General features: G+C 63.1%; 21 protein-coding genes and 1 pseudogene. 16 read left to right on the top strand and 6 right to left on the bottom strand.

What is annotated here, in order from left to right; all coding sequences use genetic code 11:
- Positions 1-185 precede the first annotated feature (185 nt).
- Complete coding sequence (locus PPA02S_RS00415; RefSeq protein ID WP_028634250.1) at positions 186-1,124, bottom strand: LysR family transcriptional regulator; 939 nt, start codon at positions 1,122-1,124, stop codon at positions 186-188.
- Between the two features lie 307 nt (positions 1,125-1,431).
- On the opposite strand from PPA02S_RS00415, the gene PPA02S_RS00420 reads away from it, so the two are divergent.
- Together PPA02S_RS00420 and PPA02S_RS00425 are read left to right on the top strand one after the other, a co-directional pair.
- Entirely contained in the window at positions 1,432-2,277 is an 846-nt protein-coding gene (locus tag PPA02S_RS00420) for an SDR family NAD(P)-dependent oxidoreductase (protein ID WP_028634249.1), read from the top strand.
- A 2-nt stretch (positions 2,278-2,279) separates the two neighbouring features.
- Positions 2,280-3,164 carry an SMP-30/gluconolactonase/LRE family protein gene (locus tag PPA02S_RS00425; RefSeq protein WP_028634248.1) on the top strand — a complete coding sequence of 295 codons (885 nt, stop codon included), beginning with the start codon at positions 2,280-2,282 and terminating at the stop codon, positions 3,162-3,164.
- Positions 3,165-3,175: 11 nt separating this feature from the next.
- Here the strand turns inward: PPA02S_RS00425 and PPA02S_RS00430 are convergent, their stop codons facing one another.
- The 3 genes and pseudogenes from PPA02S_RS00430 to PPA02S_RS00440 form a co-directional block, all read right to left on the bottom strand.
- Positions 3,176-3,499 carry an NIPSNAP family protein gene (locus PPA02S_RS00430; RefSeq protein WP_080667866.1) on the bottom strand — a complete coding sequence of 108 codons (324 nt, stop codon included), beginning with the start codon at positions 3,497-3,499 and terminating at the stop codon, positions 3,176-3,178.
- Positions 3,499-3,728, bottom strand: a pseudogene (locus PPA02S_RS00435) (type II toxin-antitoxin system PrlF family antitoxin); the annotation flags it as partial. The pseudogene PPA02S_RS00435 and the gene PPA02S_RS00430, both read right to left, overlap by 1 nt.
- A gap of 65 nt (positions 3,729-3,793) precedes the next feature.
- On the bottom strand, positions 3,794-4,708 hold the full coding sequence (locus PPA02S_RS00440; RefSeq protein WP_028634247.1) for a LysR family transcriptional regulator: 915 nt from the start codon (positions 4,706-4,708) through the stop codon (positions 3,794-3,796).
- A gap of 205 nt (positions 4,709-4,913) precedes the next feature.
- Between PPA02S_RS00440 and PPA02S_RS00445 the strand changes: the two genes are divergently transcribed.
- From PPA02S_RS00445 to PPA02S_RS00465, 5 genes are all read left to right on the top strand, one after another.
- Positions 4,914-5,936: a zinc-dependent alcohol dehydrogenase family protein gene (locus PPA02S_RS00445; RefSeq protein WP_028634246.1), complete on the top strand. Its 1,023-nt coding sequence runs from the start codon at positions 4,914-4,916 to the stop codon at positions 5,934-5,936.
- Between the two features lie 505 nt (positions 5,937-6,441).
- Entirely contained in the window at positions 6,442-7,827 is a 1,386-nt protein-coding gene (locus tag PPA02S_RS00450) for a hypothetical protein (protein ID WP_028634245.1), read from the top strand.
- Positions 7,827-9,155, top strand: coding sequence for an aminotransferase class I/II-fold pyridoxal phosphate-dependent enzyme (locus tag PPA02S_RS00455; protein WP_028634244.1), 1,329 nt, complete (start codon positions 7,827-7,829; stop codon positions 9,153-9,155). Before PPA02S_RS00450 ends, PPA02S_RS00455 begins: the two co-directional genes overlap by 1 nt.
- Before the next feature lie 90 nt (positions 9,156-9,245).
- Positions 9,246-10,895 carry a VRR-NUC domain-containing protein gene (locus PPA02S_RS00460; protein WP_028634243.1) on the top strand — a complete coding sequence of 550 codons (1,650 nt, stop codon included), beginning with the start codon at positions 9,246-9,248 and terminating at the stop codon, positions 10,893-10,895.
- Positions 10,892-13,153 carry an ATP-dependent DNA helicase gene (locus PPA02S_RS00465; protein ID WP_028634242.1) on the top strand — a complete coding sequence of 754 codons (2,262 nt, stop codon included), beginning with the start codon at positions 10,892-10,894 and terminating at the stop codon, positions 13,151-13,153. Before PPA02S_RS00460 ends, PPA02S_RS00465 begins: the two co-directional genes overlap by 4 nt.
- On the opposite strand, the gene PPA02S_RS00470 is transcribed toward PPA02S_RS00465, so the two are convergent.
- Positions 13,150-14,331 carry an NnrS family protein gene (locus PPA02S_RS00470; protein ID WP_028634241.1) on the bottom strand — a complete coding sequence of 394 codons (1,182 nt, stop codon included), beginning with the start codon at positions 14,329-14,331 and terminating at the stop codon, positions 13,150-13,152. The genes PPA02S_RS00465 and PPA02S_RS00470 overlap by 4 nt on opposite strands.
- A gap of 205 nt (positions 14,332-14,536) precedes the next feature.
- Between PPA02S_RS00470 and PPA02S_RS00475 the strand changes: the two genes are divergently transcribed.
- The 9 genes from PPA02S_RS00475 (at position 14,537) to ureG (ending at position 21,240) form a co-directional block, all read left to right on the top strand.
- Positions 14,537-15,451 carry a site-specific integrase gene (locus PPA02S_RS00475; protein WP_028634240.1) on the top strand — a complete coding sequence of 305 codons (915 nt, stop codon included), beginning with the start codon at positions 14,537-14,539 and terminating at the stop codon, positions 15,449-15,451.
- 229 nt (positions 15,452-15,680) lie between these two features.
- Positions 15,681-16,514 (top strand): urease accessory protein UreD, encoded by an 834-nt coding sequence (locus PPA02S_RS00480; RefSeq protein ID WP_028634239.1) that lies wholly within the window; start codon positions 15,681-15,683, stop codon positions 16,512-16,514.
- Positions 16,515-16,524: 10 nt separating this feature from the next.
- Entirely contained in the window at positions 16,525-16,827 is a 303-nt protein-coding gene (locus PPA02S_RS00485) for an urease subunit gamma (RefSeq protein ID WP_028634238.1), read from the top strand.
- Between the two features lie 19 nt (positions 16,828-16,846).
- On the top strand, positions 16,847-17,164 hold the full coding sequence (locus PPA02S_RS00490; protein WP_028634237.1) for an urease subunit beta: 318 nt from the start codon (positions 16,847-16,849) through the stop codon (positions 17,162-17,164).
- Positions 17,161-18,864: an urease subunit alpha gene (gene ureC / locus PPA02S_RS00495; protein WP_028634236.1), complete on the top strand. Its 1,704-nt coding sequence runs from the start codon at positions 17,161-17,163 to the stop codon at positions 18,862-18,864. The genes PPA02S_RS00490 and ureC overlap by 4 nt, the downstream gene beginning before the upstream one ends.
- Positions 18,865-18,874: 10 nt before the next feature.
- A complete protein-coding gene (ureE, locus tag PPA02S_RS00500; protein ID WP_028634235.1) occupies positions 18,875-19,366 on the top strand; it encodes an urease accessory protein UreE in 492 nt (163 codons plus the stop codon).
- 18 nt (positions 19,367-19,384) lie between these two features.
- The gene (locus PPA02S_RS00505) at positions 19,385-19,930 is read left to right on the top strand and encodes a HupE/UreJ family protein (RefSeq protein ID WP_028634234.1); all 546 of its coding nucleotides are present in this window, start codon (positions 19,385-19,387) and stop codon (positions 19,928-19,930) included.
- Entirely contained in the window at positions 19,930-20,604 is a 675-nt protein-coding gene (locus PPA02S_RS00510) for an urease accessory protein UreF (RefSeq protein ID WP_028634233.1), read from the top strand. Before PPA02S_RS00505 ends, PPA02S_RS00510 begins: the two co-directional genes overlap by 1 nt.
- A gap of 12 nt (positions 20,605-20,616) precedes the next feature.
- Positions 20,617-21,240: an urease accessory protein UreG gene (ureG, locus tag PPA02S_RS00515; protein WP_028634232.1), complete on the top strand. Its 624-nt coding sequence runs from the start codon at positions 20,617-20,619 to the stop codon at positions 21,238-21,240.
- 12 nt (positions 21,241-21,252) lie between these two features.
- Here the strand turns inward: ureG and PPA02S_RS00520 are convergent, their stop codons facing one another.
- On the bottom strand, positions 21,253-23,442 hold the full coding sequence (locus tag PPA02S_RS00520; RefSeq protein ID WP_028634231.1) for an LTA synthase family protein: 2,190 nt from the start codon (positions 23,440-23,442) through the stop codon (positions 21,253-21,255).
- Between the last annotated feature and the right edge of the window lie 127 nt (positions 23,443-23,569).

The raw sequence follows: 23,569 nt of genomic DNA on the forward strand, positions 1-23,569 counted from the left end.
CCGATTGGTCGGGTCTGTCTTTCAGCACCTGTCTTGACGTTGACTAGCGAGATGCCCTTGCTCTGCAGGATGTTGCCAGGGCGCTGGTCGCTAGGGGGCATTGCAGCAGCATTGCCAAGCTCAGAACCTACGGCGGGACACGGGGGACGTCCAGGAGGAACGGCGACACGATGGTAAAGAGTGAACTAACTGACCTGAGCGGCAAGCATCCCCTCGACCCGGGGAGCGGCCTTGAAGTCGAGCATGGAAATGAAGCTGTCCATCAACGGTGATTCGTTGTGGATGTTCCAGCTCATGTACAGGCCGATGGCCGGGTTGGGGGAGGCGGTCACGGGGTAGATCCGGCGGAACAATACCTTGTCACGCATGATTGAGTTGGCAATCGACTCGGGTACCAGGGCAACGCCGAAACCGCAAGCCACCAAGCCGATCAAGGTATGGATCTGCGCGGCCTCCTGCACCACCTTGGGGTAGAAACCGGCGGCTTCACACAAGGCGATCAGCTGACTGTGATAGCCGGTGCCCAGGGCTTCGGGGGTGAATACAAAGTCTTCCCCGGCGAAATCCCTCAAATCGATCTGATCTTCTTTTGCCTTGGGGTGGTGGGCGGGCAGCGCCATCATGATCTCCTCGTCCAGCAACAGGCGTGACTCGACGTTTTCCGCCGAGATCGGCAACTTGCGCATGAAGGCAATATCTGCTTCTCCCGACAGAATCGCCTTGGCCTGGCTGGAAGAAGGCATTTCCCTGATGATCAACTGGACTTTGGGGTAGGTCTCGCGGAACTGGCGCAGGGTACTGAGCAGTGACTCGTAGTAGGCGATGGACACCGCCGTCACCGTGAGTTTGCCGGCAATGCCCTCGGACACCTGGCGTGCGTGTTCGATGCCCAGTTCCAACTCTTTCAACGTGCTATAGGCCGCATTCAGGAATGCACCGCCAGCGGGAGTCAGCTTGACCCCGCGTTTATTGCGCGTGAACAGGCTGAACCCCAGTTTGTCTTCCAGCCGATTGATGGCTTGGCTCAACGGCGGCTGGGCCATGTGCAGGCGAATGGCGGCCTTGTGGAAATGCAGCTCTTCAGCCACGGCGATGAATTGGCGTAGCAGGCGGGTTTCGATCATTTCTTCTGTTCCTTCATTTGAACTGATCTGTGGGCGGGTGCGGCAATGTCACCGGTAAATGGGCGCTCGCCTAAAGAATACACAGGGCTAAGTTGAACTTCGGATCCAAAAATTGCAAGGGCTGTCGGGCAGGTCCGAATGCCGTGGCGTAGTGTTAGGAAGAGCCTTCAGATGAATCATCATCAAGGGATCATTCGGATTGAACATCAACTTGATATGAGCCAGGTATCAACCTGCGCCGCCGTTAGTATTAAACAGCGTGGCTGTTCATTGTTAAGGTGAGGCGGCACTCAAGAGGAAACAGCCAATGAATTTTACAGGAAAGACCGCGGTTGTAACGGGCGCTGGCCGAGGGCTCGGTTTAAGTTATGCGCACGCATTGGCCACGCTGGGCGCCAACGTGGTGATCAGTGATATCGGCGCAGATAAGCTGGGCGCTGGGGGCGACAGTTCCATCGCCATGGAGGCTGCGAGAGCCCTCAGGGACAAAGGTTTCAACGTGGTGGGCCATCATGGGGACTTGTCCAGTGAGCAGGGTTGCGAGCAATTGGTGGCAACGGCCATCGACGCATTTGGCCAACTCGATATCCTGATTCACAACGCCGGCTGGGTCGGTTATCAAGCGATTGAAGAGGCTGATGCAACATTCATCGGCCGCGCGGTGGACATCAATATCTATACCCCCGTGTGGTTATGCAAACACGCCTGGAAACACCTCAAGCAGTCTGCTGCCGCACGGGTCGTGCTGACGTCATCCGACCGCGCGATGTACCAGCAGTATGCCCAACCGGGCCTGGTGGCGTATGCCGCTGGCAAGATGGCACAACTGGGCATCATGAATGCGCTAAGCATTGAGGGTACGGAAGCCGGCATTCTCGTCAATGCGGTGTCCCCAGTGGCCAAGACCCGCATGTGGGGCGTGACGGGGGAACCGGAGAACCTTAAGCCTGAATGGGTGACCCCTGGCGTGGTGTTCCTGGCGTCGCAGCAGTGCCAGGACTCCGGTTATGTCCTGCGTGCCAGCAATGGCCAGTTTACGGCGACGCGGTTTGTCGAAAACCCGGGGGTCGATTACCCGGTTGATCTGGCCCGAGTGAAGGCCGCCAGTGCTGAACAGGTTGCCCAGCTTTGGGGCCACATCAAGGAGCGTTGAATATGCCTGCTCAGGAAGAGCTCAAACTGTTTTCACCGTGCCAGGCCGATCTGGGTGAGAGCCCGGTCTGGGATGAAACCCATCAGTGCCTGCTCTTTGTCGACATCAGTGGCGGCCAGATCAATGCCCTGGACCTGCACGGGCAACTGACGCGCCTGTATGACTCGCCTGCGCGCATTGGCGCCTTGGCATTGACTGAAAAGGGCAACCTGATTTTCACCCAGAATGCCGGGGTTGCCATCTTGGACCGCACCAGCCTGCGGGTCACCCAGAACTCAAAGCTGGCCATCACGCTGTCGTCCTATCGTTTCAATGATGGTGCGTGCGACCCGCAGGGCCGCTTCATCACCGGCTTGATGGATGAAGGTCACAGCAGCAATACGGGCAAGCTCTATCGCTACGACGCCGGCCTGAACGCCTCGGTGATTCTGGACAGTATCAGCCTGCCCAACGGACTGGCATGGGCCAGTGGGGGCGACGCGTTGTTTTTCGTCGACTCGGTGGCCCGCACGCTCTACCGCGCTCCTTACCTGGCGAATGGCAACTACCTGCAACAGGTATCGGTGTTCGCCCGGACACCGGAGAAACTGGGCCGACCTGACGGCCTGGCGCTGGATATCGAGGATAACCTGTGGGTTTGCCAGTTCAACGGAGGCTGCCTGCTGCAATATGACCGCAATGGCGCCCTCCTGCAGACCTTGCCAGTGCCGGTGCCACGGCCCACCAGTTGCTGCTTTGGCGGACCGGATATGCGTACCCTGTTCATTACCACCGCCAAATTCGGCATGTCGGCGGACGAGCACGCAGACTATCCGGCAGCGGGCAATATCTACAGCATCCGGTTGCCGGTGCCTGGAAGGCCGCGCCACCGTTTCAAGGAACTGTAGTCGCACATGCTTCAAGGCCGAGGCAGGGCGGCAGATATCCGTGAATAGTCGGTCAACACCATCACCTTTTCCTGAATCCGGCCCACCATTGCGCCGTGCTCCGCGGCGCTTTTTTCCTTGATGGCAGACCATTCCCGGTCAGCCATCAGGTTTGCCCAACCCTGGCGCATCCTCTCGGTATCCGGCCATCTGATCAGGTAGACAAACTCGGTACGCTGGTCGGTCCTGGCTTCCCACAGCGAGATGATGTCGAACCCATGACGGGCCATGATGCGCATGGCGTGATCACGAAGTCGTTCATTGCTCAGGGTGATCCAGAAGGGTGGTTGAAGCATCAGATCGCGACCTCACCATCGATATCTTCGTCCAGGTCTACCCAGTGGTTTGCGTTGACGAGCATGGTTTGCGCCAAGTCGTCCTTTAGGGTGGTGAGATTGCGTCCGCTTCGGATATCAGCCTCCAGCAAACCCAGGAACGCACCGATGGCAGGGTATTCGTAGATGGTATCTAGGCAGATGACCATGATTTCCCCCTGCGTACGTCGAATGCAATCTTGCCACTGGAAGTGGATGGATTTTCATGGCCTATAAAGGCAGAAATGATCAGCTAAATAGCCTGCCCGACGAAGCTCAAAGACTATCCGGGTCCCCAAAGAACATCTGTATCCGCGACCGCAACCACCGCTCCGCCGGGTCATTATCCTGCGCCCCTCGCCACGCCATATGCAGTTCAAAACTCCGTACCTCCAACGGCAGGTCCTCGGCGCGCAGCCCCCCAGCGGCGGTAAGGGCGTCTGCCGTATAGTCCGGCACCGTGGCGACGATGTCGGTACCTGCCAGCAAACTGCCCAGGCCATTGAACTGCGGCACCGCCAGCACCACGTGGCGCCTGCGCCCAAGTTCCTGCAGGGCTTCATCGATAAACCCCGACAGGTCACCTGCAAACGACACCAGCGCATGGGGGCGGGCGCAGAAGTCGTCCAGCGTGATGCTGCCTGGCACGCTGTCGGCCCTGAGCAGTTTTGGCCTGCTGCGGCGCAATACCTTGCGTTTGGCGTTGGCAGGCAGTTCGCTGGTGTAACTCACACCTACCGAGATCTCGCCAGAGGCCAGCAGGGTGGGCATCAGCAGGTAGTTGACCCGCCGCACTACCAGCACAATCCCCGGCGCCTCGGCACGGACGCGTTTCAACAACGGCGGCAGCAGGCCGAACTCGGCGTCGTCCGACAGGCCGATGCGGAATACCGCGTTGCTGGTGGCGGGGTCGAACTCGGCGGCGCGGCTGACGGCGGTGGAGATGGAGTCCAGCGCGGGGGATAGCAGGGCGAAGATTTCGTTGGCGCGGGCGGAGGGCTCCATGCTGCGGCCCGTACGCACGAACAGCGGGTCGTCGAACAGGTTGCGCAGGCGTGCGAGCGCCGCGCTGATGGCCGGCTGGCCGAGGAACAGCTTTTCGGCAGCACGGGTGACGCTACGTTCGTGCATCAGCGTTTCGAACACGATCAACAGGTTGAGGTCTACGCGACGGAGGTCGTTTCGATTCATCGGTGCGCTTCGCCTGAATGGGGGCAGGGGTGAATCTTAAGGCCAAAGGCTGGTAACCTGCACCCGTTTAGGTGGCCAATGCCAGGGAAAGTCAGGTGCCCAATCGATGACAGGCATGTCGACTATTAATGACCACTGATGGCCTAACCGCTAAAGCCCGGATAGAGTCAATGGTAATTAGCGTTTCACACAGGCGAGGTATGCGATGTCCCGCATGATCCGTTTCCACAAGTTCGGCGCTGCCGACGTGCTCCGTTGCGAGGAGCAGGCCGAGCCGACACCCGCCGCCGGTGAGGTGCAGGTCCGCGTTGAAGCGGTAGGTATCAGCTGGTATGACGTGCTCTGGCGCCAGAACCTGGCATCGTCCCGTGCACGGCTGCCTGCCGGCATCGGTCATGAGATGGCCGGCGTGGTGACGGCAGTCGGGGAGGGCATTGACGATATCGCTGTTGGCGATCGGGTGGCGAGCTTCCCGGCCACCAGTGCCAACGACCACCCGGTATACGGCGACGTCATCGTGCTGCCGCGCTCGGCGATCACCCGTTACCCGGATGTACTCACCCCCATCGAAGCGAGCGTGCACTACACGCCGTTGCTCATCGCCTATTTTGCCTATGTCGACCTGGCCCGCGCCAAGGCAGGGCAGACGGCATTGGTGACTGATGCCAGCCACTGTGCGGGGCCGGCCTTCGTTCAGCTGGGCAAGGCGCTGGGGCTCAAGGTGTTCGCAGCTACCAAAGATGCCGAGCAGCGTGAATACCTGTTGGGGCTTGGGGCGGACAAGGTGATCGTCACCGAAGAGCAGGACCTGGTGATGCAGGTGGGCAAATACACCGACGGGCGCGGCGTGGACATGGTGCTCGACGGCCTTGGCGGGCCACAGATGTCGTTGCTGGGCGACGTGCTCGCCCCGCGTGGCAGCCTTGTGCTGTATGGCCTGCAAGGCGGTAACCAGACGCCGTTCCCAGCTTGCGCAGCGTTCCAGAAGAACATTCAGTTCCATGTGCATTGCATCGGCAATTTTACCGGCAAGCCCGAGCTTGGCATTGCCCAGGACCAAGTGGCGCTGCACCGCGCACTTCGCGATATCAACCAATTCACCGCCGACCAGTTGCTGACCCCGCAAATCATCAAGGTGTACCCCTTCGAGCAGGTGGTGGAGGCGCACCGGTACATGGACCAATGCCCATGTGGCGGGCGTGTGGTGCTGGATTTGTCGCAGCCTTGAGCGCACTGCCGTTCATCCACGAACCCGGGCTGGCCCCGGGTTTTTTGTGGGCGATATCATACGATTATTTATTATAAAAAAGAACATTCCTACAACTAGAGCAGTGCTGGACTACATTCCATAGATTGACTAACCAGCTGTTAGTAATATCTCGCCAACTATCCTCGCTTGAACTATCTCGGTCGACTCATCAAGCTGTCTATTCATCTTTGCTGACTGCTTTTTTTACCCCTATCTGTATCTTCAATTCGTTTTCCGTACCTCGATAATGGCCTAATGATAGTTTGCGCAAGGAGCGAGTGATGAACATGGCCAGGCCTGGTCCACGGATATGTGCAGCAGTTAAGTGGCGCCGTATTGCGGTGTTCTCGATGGTATGGCGACAGTGATGGGGCGTGTGCCCTGACCGATTTGCCGTACCCCTCGCGGGGGGACCCCGCAGCGTGCCGGAACAATAAAAGTGTGTTCGGCAGTGCTGGCCGCATGAAGTTGATGAGGTGATACCGTGACTGCTATTCACGACCAGGCGATGCACTATATCTACCAGCAAGTGCTGGAACGTTTGTTGAACCATATGTCGCAAGCCCAGCGCGCGGCCTTGCAGTTGTTGATACAGCGGTTGTTGGTGGCTGCGGGGGGCGCCGAATATATCGGCACCTTTCGTTTGTTGGTACTGCACGGCAGTGACCGGCGCAGTATCCGGTTGCTGGCCATGCTCCGCGCTGCGCAATTGAGCATCGCCCTGCGCGGGCCGGTGACGTTCCAGTTGCGGGTGCTGGTGGTCAGCTTGCCGGCGGCGGGCGAACCGTTGAGGTCTTGTCATGAGCGAAACTTCAGTGCGCTGTTCTTGCAGGATGACCCACGGGTACAGCTGCAGATGATGGAGGGGCGAGGGGTGGTGCCGTTCAGCAGCGTCGGCGTGTCACAGCCACCGGCCTCAACCGTTGCCAAGGATGCCATGCTGGTGTTTGGGCATTTGATCGACGCCAGGCCAGAGGCCTTGCTGGGTAGCCGCCTTCACCTGGAGGTGGCGATGGCAGTGGGTGCTGCCCTGCAGTCACAGGCCAGTGCGGATGTACTGGTCACCGCGATTGCTGCACGCCAGCGGCGGCGGTTTCTGGCCTGGGCGCGGCGTAGCCTGCTGCTGGCGGGGGAGCGAGGGGTTCATGAAACGCACCATTGCCTGGGGGCACTGACCCAGGCGCTCATCCGCCTGGGTAACGCCGCGCAGGCCCCTACGGCGGCCCACGCGGTACCTGAGCCCCAAGCCACCACCGAAGCAGCATCGGTGCGGGTGATGCCCATGGACGATTTTCTGGAGCAGTTACTGGAGGGCCAGAAGCTTGACGTGATGCTCGGCTCCATCGATGAGACTGCCAGGGATGCCTGGCCCTTCGGGGCATTTGTCGACCCTGTGGCGTTGGCACAGTTGCACGAGTTGCGCGCCCGCAGCCAGGAACCGCAGCCCGGTCGCCCGGCGTTGCGCCTGGCGTGCCCGGCAGCGGAGGGCAAACGGCGAGACTCGCAAAGCCTGCAGGTGGGCAAGGCCTACGGTATCGACCATGGCCAACTGACGTGCCTGTGCTTCAATCCCTTCGCCAGGCAAGGCAAGAACCTCGAGCGTTTTTTGCAGTGTCGCCATACCGACATGCTGGTGGCGCTGCCCTACCTGCACAGGGCCCTGCAGGGTAAACCCTGCCCAGAGGCGGTGAAGGCCTGGCTGGTGAACATCAGCGGCTTGCAACTGGGGCAACTGAAGTGGATATACGAAGGGCGGCTGCCGCTTTCAGCCTGGCGCGTACTCAGTAACCTGGCCCGCCGTGATATCCACCTGAGGCTGTTGCCCCGGCGCCTGCCAAACCGACCGCGCAGCCCGGCGGAGATCACTTGATGCACGGCGACATGCCCCGGGAGTTCGCCTACCGCAAGGTGCGCAGGTACCTGGAAGCATTGATCGGCCAGGCCTTGGCCGCGGGTACCTGTCGGTTGCCCTCATTACGTACCCTGTCGAGCAGGTTGCAGGTATCGCTGGCAACCGTGCAGCATGCCTACAACCTGCTCGAAGAAGAGGGCCGCGTGCAGTGCCTGCCACGGTCGGGCTACTTCGTGCACAGTGGCCCCAGCCAATTGCCAGCGACCATGCCTGGCCATCCACCCTTGCCGCTTCGGCCGGTATTGCAGGGCAGCTTGTTGAACCATGAGCGGCGGCTGGCCCGGCAGAAAGCGAGCACCTCGGGCCCATGGGCCGACCCTGCCAGTGCCCGCCTTCGCCTGGTGCTGGCCGAGCGCTACACACGCTCGTGCAGCCGCTACTGGCGCGCGGGTGACGTGCAGTTGGCGCCGGACGTGACGGCACTGCTGGATACATTGCTCAAGGCGCTGGCCCTGGAGGGTGCCACGGTACTGGTGCAGTCCCCGTGTTGCAGGCAGGTATTGCGGGCCCTGACCAACGCCGGTTTACGCGTACTCGAAGTGCCCGTGGATGGCCGTGGCAGCCCGAACCTGCGCGCACTGGCCGGCCTGCTCGACAGCGAGCCTGTGGGCATGGTGGTCATGCCTTCCTGCCTGGGCATGCCCCAGGGCCGGTTGGTAGCTGCCGCCTGCCAGCAACAGATCGGTCACCTGCTGTCACAGCACCCGTTGTGGGTGTTGGAAAACGATCTGGACAGCGACCTGTGCCACGCCGGGCCGCCGATGACCCGGTTGCGTGACTGGGTAGAGCCGCGCTGGCTGCTGGTGTTGGGGGGATTCGAGGCCGCGTTGGGGCCCGAGGTGCCCTACGCGTATGTCTTGGGCCCTGCCGAGGTACTGGAACAGACCTTCATCGAGCGTGCCTACCGGCTGGCGCCGCTGCGGCTGCTGGCACTCGCCTGCATGCTCGGCAAAGGTGAGGTCGACGCCCAGTGGCTTCAGGTGCGCACGGGCCTGCTGCGGCGTGCGCAAACCCTGTCGCGTATGCTGGAACTGCAGTTCGGCCCAAGTGCCGCTGTGCACCCACCCCAGGGTGGCCTGCTGCTCTGGGTACGCCTGCGCCGGGCACCGCAGTGGGGCCGCGTGATGGCTGCCGTGGCAGGGTCTGAGCTGTATGCAATGCCTGGGGCGGAGTTCAGCCTGCAAGGCCGCTATCGGCATTATCTGGCGCTGGGGTGGCTGGGCGACGACCCGGTGGAACTACAGGCGGCTGTAGAGCGTTTGGCGAGGGCCGCAGACAGTCGCTAGCGTGTATGGCCCGACCCGCGGCACTTGCCAGGCTGGCAGGTCTGTATGTATAAACAGTGTCCCTGAGAGCCGCCGCCTGCCCTGATTTCCGTGATTGCCCATTCCGTCGACGACCCTTTCTACTACCTGCACAACTTCCGCCAGGTGCTGGCGTGGGTGGGGCAGCGCTACGAAGACCTCCTCGATGAGCAAGAGAAGGCTTTCATCGCTGCCTTCACTCAGCTTGAGGCGCCTGCCCAGGCGCTGCTGGTGCGCATGGTGATGCGCAAGGGCGAGCTGTTTCGCGGTGATCGCCTTGAGTATGACGAAATAGGCGATACCTGCCAGGCCCTGCAACCGCTGCAGGCGCTAGGCTGGGTACGCGAACCCGAGCGGCTTGAACTTGAGCAATTGTTCGCCCTGTTGCGCAAGGACGAACTGGCCGACTGCTTCGCTGACCGGTTGAGCCGGCCGCGGGCGGCCAAGTATGAATGGCTGAGCCACCTGCAAGAAATGGCCTTGGCACCGCGGTCATTGGCCGAATGGTTCCCTGCCACCGGCGTGCGCATTTATGAGTGGTGCCTGCAACCGGTATGCGACCGGATCCGACTGCTGTTTTTCGGCAACCTCTACCAGGACTGGTCCGACTTCGTGCTGGCCGACCTCGGGGTGATGCGCTACGAACACGTGCCGTTCAGTGCCGACTCTCGTGCCCTGCAGCAGCGCACTGATCTGGACTTGGCCATGGCACTGCATCGATGCGCCGAGCGGCTGGACCAGGGCGACGACACCCTGTCGATACTGGCAACGCTGCAGGGGCTGCGCAGTGAAAACCCATGGTTGGCACGGCGGCAGGCGCGGCTGTTGTTTGCGCTCGGCCAGCAGTGTGAACGGCAGGGTGAGTGGGACCAGGCCATGGCGGTGTACACCCAGTGCAGTCATGCCCAGGCACGCATCCGCCAGGTGCGCGTGCTGGAACGCACCCAGTGTTGGGCCCAGGCGCACGCGTTGGCGCTGCAACTGGCAGCAGCGCCAGCCAATGCCCTGGAGGTGCAGGCGCTGGAGCGCATGCTGCCGCGGCTGGCGCGCAAGCTTGGCGGCCCACCGCAGCGCCGCCAGCGGGCGGCGCCGCTGGAGCTGATTGAGCTGGAACTGCCCCGGGCCCATGCAGCACTGGGTGTTGAAGAGGCCGTACGCCAGCACTTGGCGCAGGCGGGCGGGCAGGTGCATTACGTAGAGAACACGCTGTTCAACAGCCTGTTCGGCCTGTTGTGCTGGGAGGCCATTTTTGCGCCGGTGCCGGGCGCGTTCTTTCACCCGTTCCAGGCGGCGCCCCAGGACCTGCATGACAGTGACTTCCAGCACCGTCGCAGTGCGGATTTCGCCCGCTGCCTGGGCCGCCTCGAAGACGGCAGCCACCAGCAGGCGATTCTCGATTGCTATGCGGCCAAGCGGGGGTTGCAGTCACCGTTCGTGTTTTGGGGCATGCTCAGCGAAGCGCTGCTGCAGCAAGCCTTGGCGTGCCTGCCCGGCGAGCACCTCAAGCAATGCTTTTTGCGCTTGTTGCAGGACATACGCAACAACCGTACCGGCATGCCGGACCTTATCCAGTTCTGGCCAGAGCAGGGCCGCTACCGCATGGTCGAGGTGAAAGGGCCGGGTGACCGCCTGCAAGACAACCAGTTGCGCTGGCTGGAGTTCTGCCGCGCCCATGGTCTACCGGTGGCGGTGTGTCACGTGCGCTGGAGCGATGCGGCGTGAGCTACAGCGTGGCGGTGCGTGCCTTGTGCGAGTTCAGTGCCAAGGTGGGCGACCTGGACCTGCGCTTCACGCCTTCGCCCACCGCACAGGAAGGCATCGAAGGCCATCGCCGGGTGGTCGCACGCCGGGCGGCTGGTTACGAATCGGAAATCCCCCTGGAAGGTGAATACCAGGCCCTGCGAGTGCGCGGCCGCGCCGACGGCTATGACCCTGCCTGCAATCGCCTCGAAGAAATCAAGACCCACCGCGGTGACCTGGCGCGCCAGCCCGCTAACCATCGCCAGCTGCACTGGGCCCAGGCCAAGGTCTATGCGTGGCTGATGTGCCAAGCCCGGCAGCTGCCTGCGATCGAGGTGGCGCTGGTGTACCTGGATGTGGACAACGATGGCCAGACACTGATCAGCGAGCACCACACAGCGGGCGACCTGCAGGTCTTTTTCGAGGCCCAGTGCCAGCGGTTTCTGGCGTGGGCACATTACCAGCAACAGCGCTTGGCCGAGCGTGACCACGGGCTGCAGGCGCTGACCTTTCCCTACCCGCAGTTCCGCCAGGGCCAGCGGCAGTTGTCCGAAACCCTGTACAAAGCCGTGAGCACCGGGCGCTGCCTGATGGCGCAGGCGAGTACGGGGATTGGCAAGACCTTGGGCACGCTGTTCCCGCTGCTGAAGGCAATGGTGCCGCAACAGTTGGACAAGGTGTTTTTCCTGACCGCCAAAACCCCAGGGCGGGCGCTGGCGCTGGACGCTATCGGCCAGATCACTGCCAGCGCCCCTCAGCCCGCCCTGCGCACACTTGAGCTGATCGCCCGTGACAAGGCGTGTGAACACCTCGACAAGGCTTGCCATGGTGAGTCCTGCCCCCTGGCTGCGGGGTTCTACGACCGGCTGCCTGCCGCACGGCAAGCGGCGGCCGGCTTGCCCCTGCTTGATCGTGCCCGGCTGCGGGAAGTGGCCCTGGCCCACCAGGTGTGCCCCTATTACCTGGGGCAAGAGATGGCACGCTGGGTCGATGTGCTGATTGCCGATTACAACTACTACTTCGACGCGCATGCGCTGTTGTTCGGGTTGAGCCAGACCAACCAGTGGCGGGTAGCCGTGCTGGTGGATGAGGCGCATAACCTGGTGGAGCGCGGCCGCAGCATGTACAGCGCCAGCCTGGACCAAAGCCAGCTGCTCGCGTTGCGCCAGGCCAAGCCGCCAGGCCTCGGCAGTGCACTGGACCGCGTGAACCGGCAGTGGAATGCGCTGTACAAGGAACAGCGTGCGCCCTATGAAGCCAGCGAGCACCTGCCAGAGGGGCTTCTACGTGCGCTGCAGCAGTGCGTGGGGTTGATTCAGGAACAGATGAACCAGGCACCTGTGCACATTGACCCGGCGCTGCTGCAGTTCTTTTTTCAGGCCCTGCAATTCACCCGCGTGGCAGAACTGTTCGATGAACACTTTCTGTTCGACATCACCGTGCGCCAGGGCCCGCGCAAGCGGCGCCTGGCAACCCTGTGCCTGCGCAACGTCAACCCTGCGCGGCTGCTGGGCCCACGCATGCGCGCGGCACGCAGCGTGACCCTGTTCTCCGCCACCCTGAGCCCGCAACGCTTCTACCGTGACCTGCTGGGCATGCCTGCCGACACCGCCTGGCTGGAGGTGGCCGCGCCGTTTCGTGCCGAGCAGCTGCAGGTACGCATCGCCAGCCAGGTATCCACCCGCTATCAGCAGCGTCACGCTTCGCTGGCCCCCATCGTCGAGTTGATTGCACAGCAGTACCAGGCCCAGCCGGGGAACTACCTGGCGTTTTTCAGCAGCTTCGAATACCTGCAACAAGTGGTCGGGTTGTTGACACAGCAGCACCCGCAACTGCCCGTGTGGGCCCAGGCGCCTGGCATGGACGAGGCTGCGCGTCAGGGTTTTCTCGATCGCTTCGTTGCCGATGGCCGGGGTGTGGGGTTTGCGGTACTGGGTGGGGCATTCGGTGAGGGGGTGGACCTGCCAGGCACCCGGTTGATCGGGGCGTTCATCGCCACATTGGGCCTGCCACAGGTCAACCCGGTCAATGAGCAGTTCAAACAGCGCTTGGGCCAGCAGTTTGGTGCAGGGTTCGATTATGCGTACCTGTACCCGGGGGTGCGCAAGGTTATCCAGGCGGCGGGCAGGGTGATACGCGGGGACCAGGACCAAGGCGTGCTGGTACTGGTTGACGAGCGCTTCACCGAGCCCCGGGTCCAGCAGATGTTCCCCGGTTGGTGGCCGCCTGCAACCCGCTAACCCGGCAGGCCATCCGCCCGGGGTTGCAGCAGTATCGGCAGGTAGTGCCTCACGAACAACAGCAGTGCCATGCACCAGCACAAGGCAGACAGGCTGAAAGCCAGAGGGGTGAGAAGGGGTAATATCACCCGCGCCAGCGCCGCCAGGTGCAGCAGTGCGAACCCAACGGCCACGCTGGCCGGCACGCTCAACGGGCGGCCTGTGTGCCCCAGGCTCACCCGCGCCATCATTGCCAGCATCAGGCCGCTCATCGCGCCCACGGTCAATGCGTGGGTTACAAGGCTAGGGCTGACGTTCACTCCAGCGTGCCATAACGCCATGCCCAGGGTGGCCACGGCAAGCCAGGCATAGGCCAGGTGCAGCGACCACAGCAGCGGTATGCCCCAAAGCCTGCGGTCATGCCACAGCAGCAGGCGGGCAGCGTGCAAGGCGAACAGGCCACCAAACAGCACGGCCAGGCCCCACTGGGGCGCCTGGCCGAAGCCTGCTGCCATGGCCAGTGCCGCCGTGACACTGAGCACCAGGCAGCTGCGGTCCAGCCAGGGGCGTGGTGTGCTTGCCGTCATGATGCCCAGCCCGCGTTGGGTGAAGAACGGAATCACCCGGCCACCCAATACAGTCATCATTGCAGCCACCAGCCACAACCCGGCCAACACGCCTTGCCGCTGCAACGGCTCGTCCTGGCGCAGGAAGCCTGCGAGGGTGAGCCATTGGCAGCCCGTAAAAACCAACACCAACACCACAATCGGGTAGTTGTTGCGCAACCGCCGCTGCACGATTGGCCTGGCCAGCGCCAACGTCACCAAAGGCAGAAAACCACCCTCGATCACCACAAGCCACTCAACAGGCAGCGGCAGAAACCAGGCCGCGCGCCCCAGCAGCCATATCAAGAACAGTGCCTGAAGGCTTCTCCCATGCAGGCCGGGTAATCCGCTCCAGTTCTGCACCGCCGTTAGCAGAAAGCCGCCGACGATGGCTGCGGTAAAACCGTATAGCATTTCGTGACGGTGCCAGGCCAGCATGCCTCCGCTGGGCACGGGTGCGGACACGCCGGCCAATGTGCCTGCCCATACCATCACAGCGATCAGCGCAAACACAGTGCCGGCCAGGAAGAACGGGCGGAACGCGAGGTTCCACAGCGGTCGGCAACGGCGGTACTCCATCAAGTGTACGAGCATGGTGATGCCTTAGATCTACCAGGGTGATTCAGGTAACATCAGGATCTGTGCCAATGCTGCAGCCCTTGAATATCAAGGTGATGGCACTGCTCAAGGTCGTAATGACCCTACCAGCCGCGAGTCCTAATGACTGGCATCATGTCGCTTTGACTCGTTTCGTTTCAAGATTGCCCTGGCCACTTGCCGCTGCCACAGGATCCACGTTTTGCCCGATCTTCCGAACAACCCGTTGCTGCAGTACATGGCCCGGCTGGCGCCGTCCAGCCAGCAGACCATGCGCTACGTTCTTCAGGACACAGCCGACCGGCTTGGCTTCGTCGACTGCAACCTTGCCGACGTCCCCTGGCACAAGCTGGAGCCTGGCCACGTGATTGGGCTGGTGTCGGCCCTGCGCGAAGACGGCTATGCCCCCAACAGCTCATCGCTGTATGTGAATGCCATTCGTGGGGTGATGAACGAAGCCTGGCGCCAGGGGCTGATCGAGCATGAACACTTGCAGCGCATGCGCGAGGTGAAGCCTGCCACAGGCACCCGGTTGCCGCCTGGGCGCAACCTGCGGCGCAGCCTCATTCGCGAGCTGATGGATGCCTGCGCCGCCGACCCCCGCCCGCAAGGGGTGCGGGATGCGGCAATCATTGCCCTGCTGTATGGCACCGGCATGCGCAAGTCCGAGTCGGTGGACATCAACCTGGACCAGGTGGATTTCCAGGAGCGCAGCCTGCAAGTGGTGGGCAAGGGCAACCACCAGCTGATCAAGTACGCACCGCCTTGGGCCTTCGAAAAGCTGCAGGCCTGGTTGAGCCTTCGCCGCGAGGCGTTACCTGCCGGCGCAGAAGACGACCCGTTTCTGTTCAACCGCATCCGCCGTGGCAACCACATCACCCGCGCACGCATCACCAAACATGCGATTTACTACATCGCCCGCCAGCGGGGTGCACAGGTGGGGGTGAAAATCATGCCCCATGATTTTCGCCGGGCCTTCATCACCCGCGTCATCGAAGAGCATGACCTGTCGATCGCCCAGAAGCTCGCCCACCATGCCAATATCCAGACCACCGCCATTTATGACCGGCGTGACGACAACGAGCGGCGTCGTGCGGTAGACCGTTTCGACTATTAACCCGCCAGGCACTGAAACAGCGCCGCCAGCCGCCCTTGGATAGTGCGCCGTGCCCGACACCGGCGCAGGCCTGCCACAGGTTTAATCTGAGTTCACCTGCGGAGTTGGCCCGCAACCTGCTATATCCAGCCTGAGAATTTGATCGAGTGGTCAGGCCGGGCGCATACCGATATGCGCCAGCCTGGCCCTCGCAACGGCCATCAAGGCCACGGATTTCAGGGGCCGCAGGATGTCGCTGGCGGAGCATATTGCAACACATACCGATGAAGCCGGGTGGAGCGCCTACCTGCAACTGCGCTTCATTGTGCGCGATGGCGTGACCCGCCTTGGTGCGCGACGCCATTACGGACCCCTTTTGGTGCAAAGGCCGTTTTACCCGGAGGGTGCGCCATGTCATGTGTACGTGCTGCACCCGCCTGGGGGCATTGTCGCTGGGGACCGGCTGGAGCTGGACATTCACCTTGAGCCCGGCACCCACGCGTTGCTGACCATGCCCGGCGCCAGCAAGTTCTATCGCAGCATTGGCCCCACCGCGCGCCTTGCCCAGCACTTTCACCTGGGCGCTGGCAGCACGCTGGAATGGCTACCCCAGGACAGCATCTTCTTCTCTGGCGCCCGGGCCAGCCTGGACAGCCGTTTCACCCTGGCGCCAGGCGCAAGGCTGCTGGCTTGGGAAACCCTGTGCCTGGGCCGGCCGGTGATGAACGAGCAGTTTTTGCAGGGGGCGCTCGACAGCCGGCTGCGCATCGAACTGCCCGGCGAGCCTGGCCTGCACGAGAGGCTGCGTATTACGGGGGGCCGCCTTGAAAAGCTGGGTGGCTATCCGCTGCTAGCGACCCTGTGCGCTGCACCTGCTGATCAGCACACCCTCGACCAGGTACGGCCCTTGCTCGAAGCCCTGGGTAACCCGGGTGGCGCCACATTGCTGGGGTCGCTGCTGGTGATCCGCCTGCTCGACCACGACAACCAACACTTGCAACACACCCTGCAATGCCTGTGGCGAGTGCTGCGCCCGGCCGTTCTTGGCCTGCCAGCCTGCCCACCGCGTATCTGGGCTACCTGAGAGAGCACCCATGGAGCTGACACCAAGAGAGAAAGACAAGCTGCTGCTGTTCACTGCAGCGTTGCTGGCAGAGCGGCGCCTGGCCCGCGGCCTGAAACTCAACTACCCCGAAGCGGTGGCGTTGATCAGCGCCGCTGTGCTGGAGGGCGCACGCGATGGGCGTACGGTCGCAGAACTGATGAGCCTGGGGCGCGAAGTGCTGACCCGGGAGCAGGTGATGCCCGGCATCGCCGAAATGCTCCACGACGTGCAGGTGGAGGCCACCTTCCCCGACGGCACCAAGCTGGTGACCGTGCATGAACCCATTGTCTGACTACGCCCAGGGTACCCCCATGATTCCAGGTGAAATCCAGGTCGCCGAGGGCGACATCGAACTCAACGCCGGCCGTGACACGGTCAGTGTCAGCGTGGCGAACCACGGTGACCGGCCGGTGCAGGTCGGCTCCCATTACCACTTCTATGAAGTCAACCAGGCCTTGGTGTTCGACCGTGAGCCCACTCGCGGTTTTCGCCTGGACATCCCGGCCGGTACGGCGGTGCGTTTCGAGCCGGGCCAGGCGCGCACCGTGCAGTTGGTGGCCTATGCCGGCAAGCGCGAAATCTACGGGTTCCAGGGCAAGGTGATGGGCGCGCTGGAGGGCAGGGCATGAGCCGTATTTCCCGGCAGGCCTATGCGGACATGTTCGGCCCCACCGTGGGGGACAGGGTGCGCCTGGCCGACACGGCACTGTGGGTCGAAGTAGAACAGGACTACACCCTGTACGGCGAAGAGGTGAAGTTCGGCGGCGGCAAGGTGATCCGCGACGGCATGGGCCAGGGGCAGATGCTGGCGGCGGACGCCATGGACCTGGTGCTCACCAACGCGCTGATCATCGACCACTGGGGGATCGTCAAGGCCGATATCGGCATCAAGCACGGGCGCATCGCTGTCATTGGCAAAGCCGGCAACCCGGATGTGCAACCTGGCGTCACCGTACCGGTTGGCCCGGGCACCGAGGTGATCGCGGCCGAAGGCAAGATCGTTACCGCAGGTGGGGTGGACTCGCATATCCATTTCATTTGCCCGCAGCAGGTGGACGAAGCCCTCAACAGCGGTGTCACTACGTTCATTGGCGGCGGCACAGGCCCCGCTACCGGCACCAATGCCACCACGTGCACCCCTGGCCCCTGGTACCTGACGCGCATGCTGCAGGCGGCCGACAGCCTGCCGATCAATATCGGCCTGCTGGGCAAAGGCAATGCCTCGCGCCCCGAAGCCCTGCGTGAACAGATCGCCGCAGGGGCCGTGGGCCTCAAGCTGCATGAAGACTGGGGCTCGACGCCAGCGGCCATCGACTGCTGCCTTGGCGTGGCCGAAGAGATGGACATCCAGGTGGCCATCCATACCGACACCCTGAACGAGTCAGGGTGCATCGAGGACACCCTGGCGGCCATCGGTGACCGCACCATCCATACCTTCCACACCGAAGGCGCCGGCGGCGGGCACGCCCCGGATATCATCCGCGCGGCAGGGCAGGCCAACGTACTACCGTCTTCCACCAACCCGACGCTGCCCTATACGGTCAACACGGTGGACGAGCACCTGGACATGCTGATGGTCTGCCATCACCTGGACCCCAGCATCGCCGAGGATGTGGCGTTCGCCGAATCGCGCATCCGCCGTGAAACCATCGCCGCCGAGGATATTCTCCACGACATGGGCGCCTTCGCCATGACCTCGTCCGACTCCCAGGCCATGGGCCGGGTAGGGGAAGTGGTGCTGCGCACCTGGCAGGTGGCGCACCAGATGAAGCTGCGCCGGGGCCCGCTGGCCCCGGATACCGCCTACAGCGACAACTTCCGGGTCAAGCGCTACATCGCCAAGTACACCATCAACCCCGCGGTTACCCACGGTATCGCCCATGAGGTGGGCTCGGTGGAAGCCGGCAAGCTGGCCGACCTGGTGCTGTGGTCGCCGGCGTTCTTCGCGGTCAAGCCGGCCCTGGTGATCAAGGGCGGGATGATCGTGACAGCGCCCATGGGCGATATCAACGGCTCTATCCCCACCCCTCAGCCTGTGCACTACCGGCCCATGTTCGGGGCGCTGGGCGCAGCCCGGCATGCCACGCGCATGACGTTTCTGCCCCAGGCCGCCCTCGACCGCGGGCTGGCACAGGAGTTGAACCTGCGCAGCCTGATCGGTGTGGCCCGGGGTTGTCGCCGGGTGCGCAAGGCCGACATGGTCCACAACACCCTGCAGCCAGTGATCGAAGTCGATTCGCAAACCTACCAGGTGCGTGCTGATGGCGAACTGCTGGTGTGCGAGCCGGCCACGGAACTGCCCCTGGCCCAGCGTTATTTTCTGTTCTGAAGGAGCACTGATGATTGTCCTTACCCGCCGTATTTCAGACCCCGGCGCCCATGCTGAAACCGGCACCGTCACCCTGGACGTCGACAGCCGTATCAAGAGCCGCCTGCGGGTGACCCTGGACGATGGCCGCGAGGCCGGGCTGATGCTCGAGCGTGGCCACCTGCTGCGTGGGGGGGAGTGGCTGGCCGACGCTGCGGGTACCCAGTGCATTCGTGTGCTGGCGGCGCCGGAGGCGGTGTCGACGGTGCGCTGCAGCGACCCGCACCTGCTGGCCCGGGCTGCCTATCACCTGGGCAACCGCCATGTGCCGCTGCAAATCGAGCCCGGCCTGTTGCGCTTCCAGCATGACCATGTGCTGGACGACATGCTGCGTGGCCTGGGGCTGACGGTGGAGGCCGAACAGGCCCCCTTTGAACCTGAGGCGGGGGCCTACCAAAGTGCGCCCCATGGCCACAGCCACGGCCATGATCATCCGTTCGTGCGCCTGCCTGCCCATTCCTGAACTGCACTGGAGCTGATAATGAAAAAGACCCTGCCACTGTTGCTGCTGATGCTGGCCGTACCCGCTTTCGCCCACCCTGGGCATGACACCAACCCCTTGCAGGATGGCCTGCTGCACCCGCTCACCGGCCTTGACCACCTGCTGATGCTGCTGGGTACCGGCGTGCTGGCCGCCCTGACCCGGCGCAACCTCACCCTGCCACTGGCGACCCTGGCCGCGATGTTCGCTGGTGCCGTGTGTGGCCACCTGTTCGGTGGTGTGCTGGGCATGGAAACCCTGATTGCCGGCTCGCTGGTAGTCGCCGGTGCTGCCCTGTTGCTGCCAGGGCGGCAGGTGCTGCTGGCCATGGCCATGCCAATGTTCGCGTTGTTCCACGGTTGGGCTCACGGCGTCGAAGCCACGCCAAGTGCGTTCTGGCAGTTCAGCGCAGGCTTTGTGCTGGTCAGTGGCCTGCTGTTGGCCGGCGGTTTTGCCGTTGGCTGCCTGCTGCGTCGCCACACCGGGTTGCAGAAACTGTTCGGCGGCGGCTTGCTGGCCAGCGCCGCCATGGTGCTGGTCGGTTGATGAGCAGCGACCTGGCGTTACTGCGCTTGCTGCAGCTGGTCAGCCCTGGCCTGCCGGTAGGTGGTTTTACCTATTCGCAAGGCCTTGAGTGGGCGGTGGAAGCTGGCTGGGTGAAGGACCTGGCCGGGTTCACTGCCTGGCAGCGCGAGCAGATCGACGACACATTGGCCTGCCTCGACTGGCCGGTGCTGGTACGCCTGTACCACGCCTGCCTGGCCGAGGATGCTGCGGCGTTCGAGCACTGGAGCCGTTTCTTGCTGGCCAACCGCGAAACCGCCGAATTGCGCCTGGAAGAGCAGCAGCGCGGGGCTGCGCTGGCACGGCTGCTCGACGGCTGGCGGTTGGGCCAGGCCCCCGCCTGGCGAACCAGCCTGGAGATGACCCAACTGGGTGGCATGGCCTGGTTGGCAGCCCAGTGGGCCATCCCCCTGCGCCAGTTGGCCCTGGGCCATGGCTTTGCCTGGCTGGAGGGCGCCGTCATGGCCGGGGTCAAGCTGGTGCCTTTTGGCCAGCAGGCGGCCCAAACGCTCTTACGCGACTTGAGTGTTGAGTTACCTGCAGCCTTCGACCACGCGCTGATGCTGGAGGATGAGCAGATCGGCGGCGGCTTGCCGCTGTTGGCCATCGCCTCATCGCGTCACGAAACCCAATACACCCGTTTGTTCCGTTCTTGAGGACTGCCTGAAATGCAAAGCTATCAACAACCCCTGCGCGTCGGTGTCGGTGGCCCGGTTGGCTCTGGCAAGACCGCACTGCTCGAAGCGCTGTGCAAGGCCATGCGTGACCACTACCAGATCGCCGTGGTCACCAATGACATCTACACCAAGGAAGACCAGCGCATCCTCACCGAGGCCGGCGCCCTGGAGCCCGAGCGTATTGTCGGCGTCGAAACCGGTGGTTGCCCGCACACGGCGATCCGCGAAGATGCCTCGATGAACCTGGCGGCCGTAGAGGCACTGGCGCGCAAGTTCGGCAACCTGGAAGTGATTTTCGTCGAGAGCGGCGGTGACAACCTGAGCGCGACCTTCAGCCCAGAGCTGGCTGACCTGACGATCTACGTGATTGACGTGGCCGAAGGCGAGAAGATCCCGCGCAAGGGTGGGCCAGGTATCACCAAATCGGACTTCCTGGTCATCAACAAGACCGACCTGGCGCCCTATGTGGGCGCCTCGCTTGAGGTCATGGAACGTGATACCCAGCGCATGCGGCCACAACGGCCCTGGACCTTCAGCAACCTGAAAAAAGGCGAGGGCCTGCAGGCGGTAATCGATTTCATCGTCGAGCGCGGCATGCTGGGTGTGCGCACCTAGCCGGCCATGCCGTCAACCCGAATGGGCGACAGGGTCCTCGGTCAACTCATCCAGGCCATCATCCTCACCCGGCAGCGCGGTGATCACGCTGAAGTCACTGACTTCTACCTGGCCACCGCCGTAGCCGAGCAGGTGAAATGAAAAGGCCTTGCGCTCAACGGGGTTGTCGAAACGGAACTCCATTTCAAGCGGCTTCTTGGCGGTCACCTTCACCTCGGCGGGCAGGCCCAGGGCCACTTCCTGCTCCATCTGCTTGGCCTTGAGCTGGATGAATGCTGCACGCTTGGGGTCGAGTGAGCGCACCTTGACCCTGACACGTGTGTGCGAGCCCTGTGGCATTTCCAGATACTGTGCGCCAATCAGGTTGTCGGCCCAGTCGTCGTGAATACGCTTGCGTAGCTGGATGGGGGAGGGCCCACCGAACTGGTAGCGCAGGTTCAGTGGGGTCTGCAGCAAAGACTGGTCGAGTACCGCCGCCAATGCACCGACCTGCTGGCCCAGGTAGCTATCGCCCTGGCCCAGATAGCGGGCCTTGTCGGCGATGAAACCGTCGCTGGCATAGCGCCGGCAGCGCTGCTGGAAATCACACTCGGTGAACACCCCCTGCCCGTTGTGATAGCGCAGCATGCCATTGGTGAACGAGATCATCTCGCGGCCAGTGTCGTAATCCCGATACAAGGAGCGCCCACTCAGGGCCAGGGGGATGGGCAGCGCGAAATAGTCGAGTACGGAGGTGGCCAGGTCAACATGGCCGTAGGTGCCTGACTTGAGGGTTGGCAGCAAACGCTGCTCGGGTGCCAGGGTCAGGTTGAAGCCCCAGGACGAGGCAAGGCGCACACCGTCGATGCCATGGGATTCATCCGAAGTGACCACCACCAGGGTGTCCTTGAGGACGCCCTGGCGCTCCAGGGCGTCCAGGAAGCCGCCAAGGGCGTCGTCCAGGTAGGCGACGGCCGCCTGTTTGGGGGTGTCGTAACGGGCCAGGTAATCCGCCGGTGCCGAATAGGGCTGGTGAGTGCCGACCGTGAGCAGGGTCAGCATCCAGGGCTGGTCCTGTTTGCGCAGCTGGCCCACGTAGTCCAGAGCACCTTCGAAGAAGGCGCGGTCATCCTTGCCCCACGGGAAATCCAGGTAGTTACGGTTGCCGAACCATTCCACGCCATGCACGGATTCAAAGCCGATATGCGGCATGATGCGGTCCTTGGCCATGAAGCGCAGACCCGCCCCTTGCAGGTAATGGGTGGTAAAACCGGCCTGGCGCAGTTGGGCAGGCAGGCACGCCTGGTTGCGCTCGGCCTGGGTCAGCAGCTCTACGCCTTTGGGGGTGCCATTGGCCAGCTTGTCGTAGTCGCCGCACAGCATGGCATAGAGCCCACGGATGGTCTGGTGGGTGTGCAGCACGTAGTCCGGTGTGTTCATGCCCCGAGCCGCCCACTGGCCAAGCCTGGGCATGAGGTCTTCATCGAAGCGGCTGTGCAACGCCTCGCGATTAGGGCGCAGGTAGGCCCCTGGGATGCCTTCTACAGTGATGATCAACACGTTGCGGGCGCTGCCGGTGGCGGCCAACAGGCGCTGGCCGTTCAGGTCGGCCTGGGTCAGCCCGGTGCTGGGCAGGGGTGTGAAGGGCGCGCGCCCCTCGACAAGACGCTGCAGGTTGCCCACGCCCGCTGACAACACCTGGTGGCCAAGGTTGTACTGGCGCCATTGATCGGCATCCGAGGGCGCCAACTGCTGGCTGCCCCAGTGAATGGCGAACAGGCCCATGACACCGACCCACGCACTGCGCGGCAACGGCGCGCCGGGTTGGCCACGGCTGCGCCATGCGCAGACCAGCCAGGTTAGCAGGCCTGCGCCCAGCAGGCCGGGCAGCCAGGCGTGGGCCAGGCTGCCGCCGGTGGAGTTTTCCATGAATTGCGGGTCGAACAAATAGGTGAGGTCGGCACTGGTCGGCAGCCTGCCCACCGCGCTGACCAGCTCGGCCGAAGCCACCCAGAGGCCCGCCCAGGCCAGCAAAACCGGCAAGCCCAGCCACCAGGGGCGGCGATACAGCAACAGCAGCAGAACCCCGCCCAGGGCAAGGTCCGACACATAGCCAAGCGGGTTCGACCAGCCAAGCACGGTGCGCGCAACCAGGGGGATCACCAGCACCAGCATCGCCAGGGCGATCAACCGGGTGCGTGGGCGGTCTGACAGGCTCTTCACAAAAACTTCCCTTTTGCCATTAAAACGTCATGCATCTGTGCTGGATGATAACAGGCAAGGGCGCTCGGAAGCCTTTGTGCAAAGGCCTGCCACACAAAAACCGAGCCCGCACAGGCGGGCCCGGTGT

This window comes from Pseudomonas parafulva NBRC 16636 = DSM 17004, from assembly GCF_000730645.1.
GTDB lineage: Bacteria > Pseudomonadota > Gammaproteobacteria > Pseudomonadales > Pseudomonadaceae > Aquipseudomonas > Aquipseudomonas parafulva.

Bases quoted from the DNA above. Each gene is read 5' to 3' on its own strand.
- PPA02S_RS00415 (WP_028634250.1), bottom strand. From the start codon at position 1,124: ATGATCGAAACCCGCCTGCTACGCCAATTCATCGCCGTGGCTGAAGAG.
- PPA02S_RS00420 (WP_028634249.1), top strand. From the start codon at position 1,432: ATGAATTTTACAGGAAAGACCGCGGTTGTAACGGGCGCTGGCCGAGGG.
- PPA02S_RS00425 (WP_028634248.1), top strand. From the start codon at position 2,280: ATGCCTGCTCAGGAAGAGCTCAAACTGTTTTCACCGTGCCAGGCCGAT.
- PPA02S_RS00430 (WP_080667866.1), bottom strand. From the start codon at position 3,499: ATGCTTCAACCACCCTTCTGGATCACCCTGAGCAATGAACGACTTCGT.
- PPA02S_RS00440 (WP_028634247.1), bottom strand. From the start codon at position 4,708: ATGAATCGAAACGACCTCCGTCGCGTAGACCTCAACCTGTTGATCGTG.
- PPA02S_RS00445 (WP_028634246.1), top strand. From the start codon at position 4,914: ATGTCCCGCATGATCCGTTTCCACAAGTTCGGCGCTGCCGACGTGCTC.
- PPA02S_RS00455 (WP_028634244.1), top strand. From the start codon at position 7,827: ATGCACGGCGACATGCCCCGGGAGTTCGCCTACCGCAAGGTGCGCAGG.
- PPA02S_RS00470 (WP_028634241.1), bottom strand. From the start codon at position 14,331: ATGCTCGTACACTTGATGGAGTACCGCCGTTGCCGACCGCTGTGGAAC.
- PPA02S_RS00480 (WP_028634239.1), top strand. From the start codon at position 15,681: ATGTCGCTGGCGGAGCATATTGCAACACATACCGATGAAGCCGGGTGG.
- PPA02S_RS00485 (WP_028634238.1), top strand. From the start codon at position 16,525: ATGGAGCTGACACCAAGAGAGAAAGACAAGCTGCTGCTGTTCACTGCA.
- PPA02S_RS00490 (WP_028634237.1), top strand. From the start codon at position 16,847: ATGATTCCAGGTGAAATCCAGGTCGCCGAGGGCGACATCGAACTCAAC.
- ureC (WP_028634236.1), top strand. From the start codon at position 17,161: ATGAGCCGTATTTCCCGGCAGGCCTATGCGGACATGTTCGGCCCCACC.
- ureE (WP_028634235.1), top strand. From the start codon at position 18,875: ATGATTGTCCTTACCCGCCGTATTTCAGACCCCGGCGCCCATGCTGAA.
- PPA02S_RS00505 (WP_028634234.1), top strand. From the start codon at position 19,385: ATGAAAAAGACCCTGCCACTGTTGCTGCTGATGCTGGCCGTACCCGCT.
- PPA02S_RS00510 (WP_028634233.1), top strand. From the start codon at position 19,930: ATGAGCAGCGACCTGGCGTTACTGCGCTTGCTGCAGCTGGTCAGCCCT.
- ureG (WP_028634232.1), top strand. From the start codon at position 20,617: ATGCAAAGCTATCAACAACCCCTGCGCGTCGGTGTCGGTGGCCCGGTT.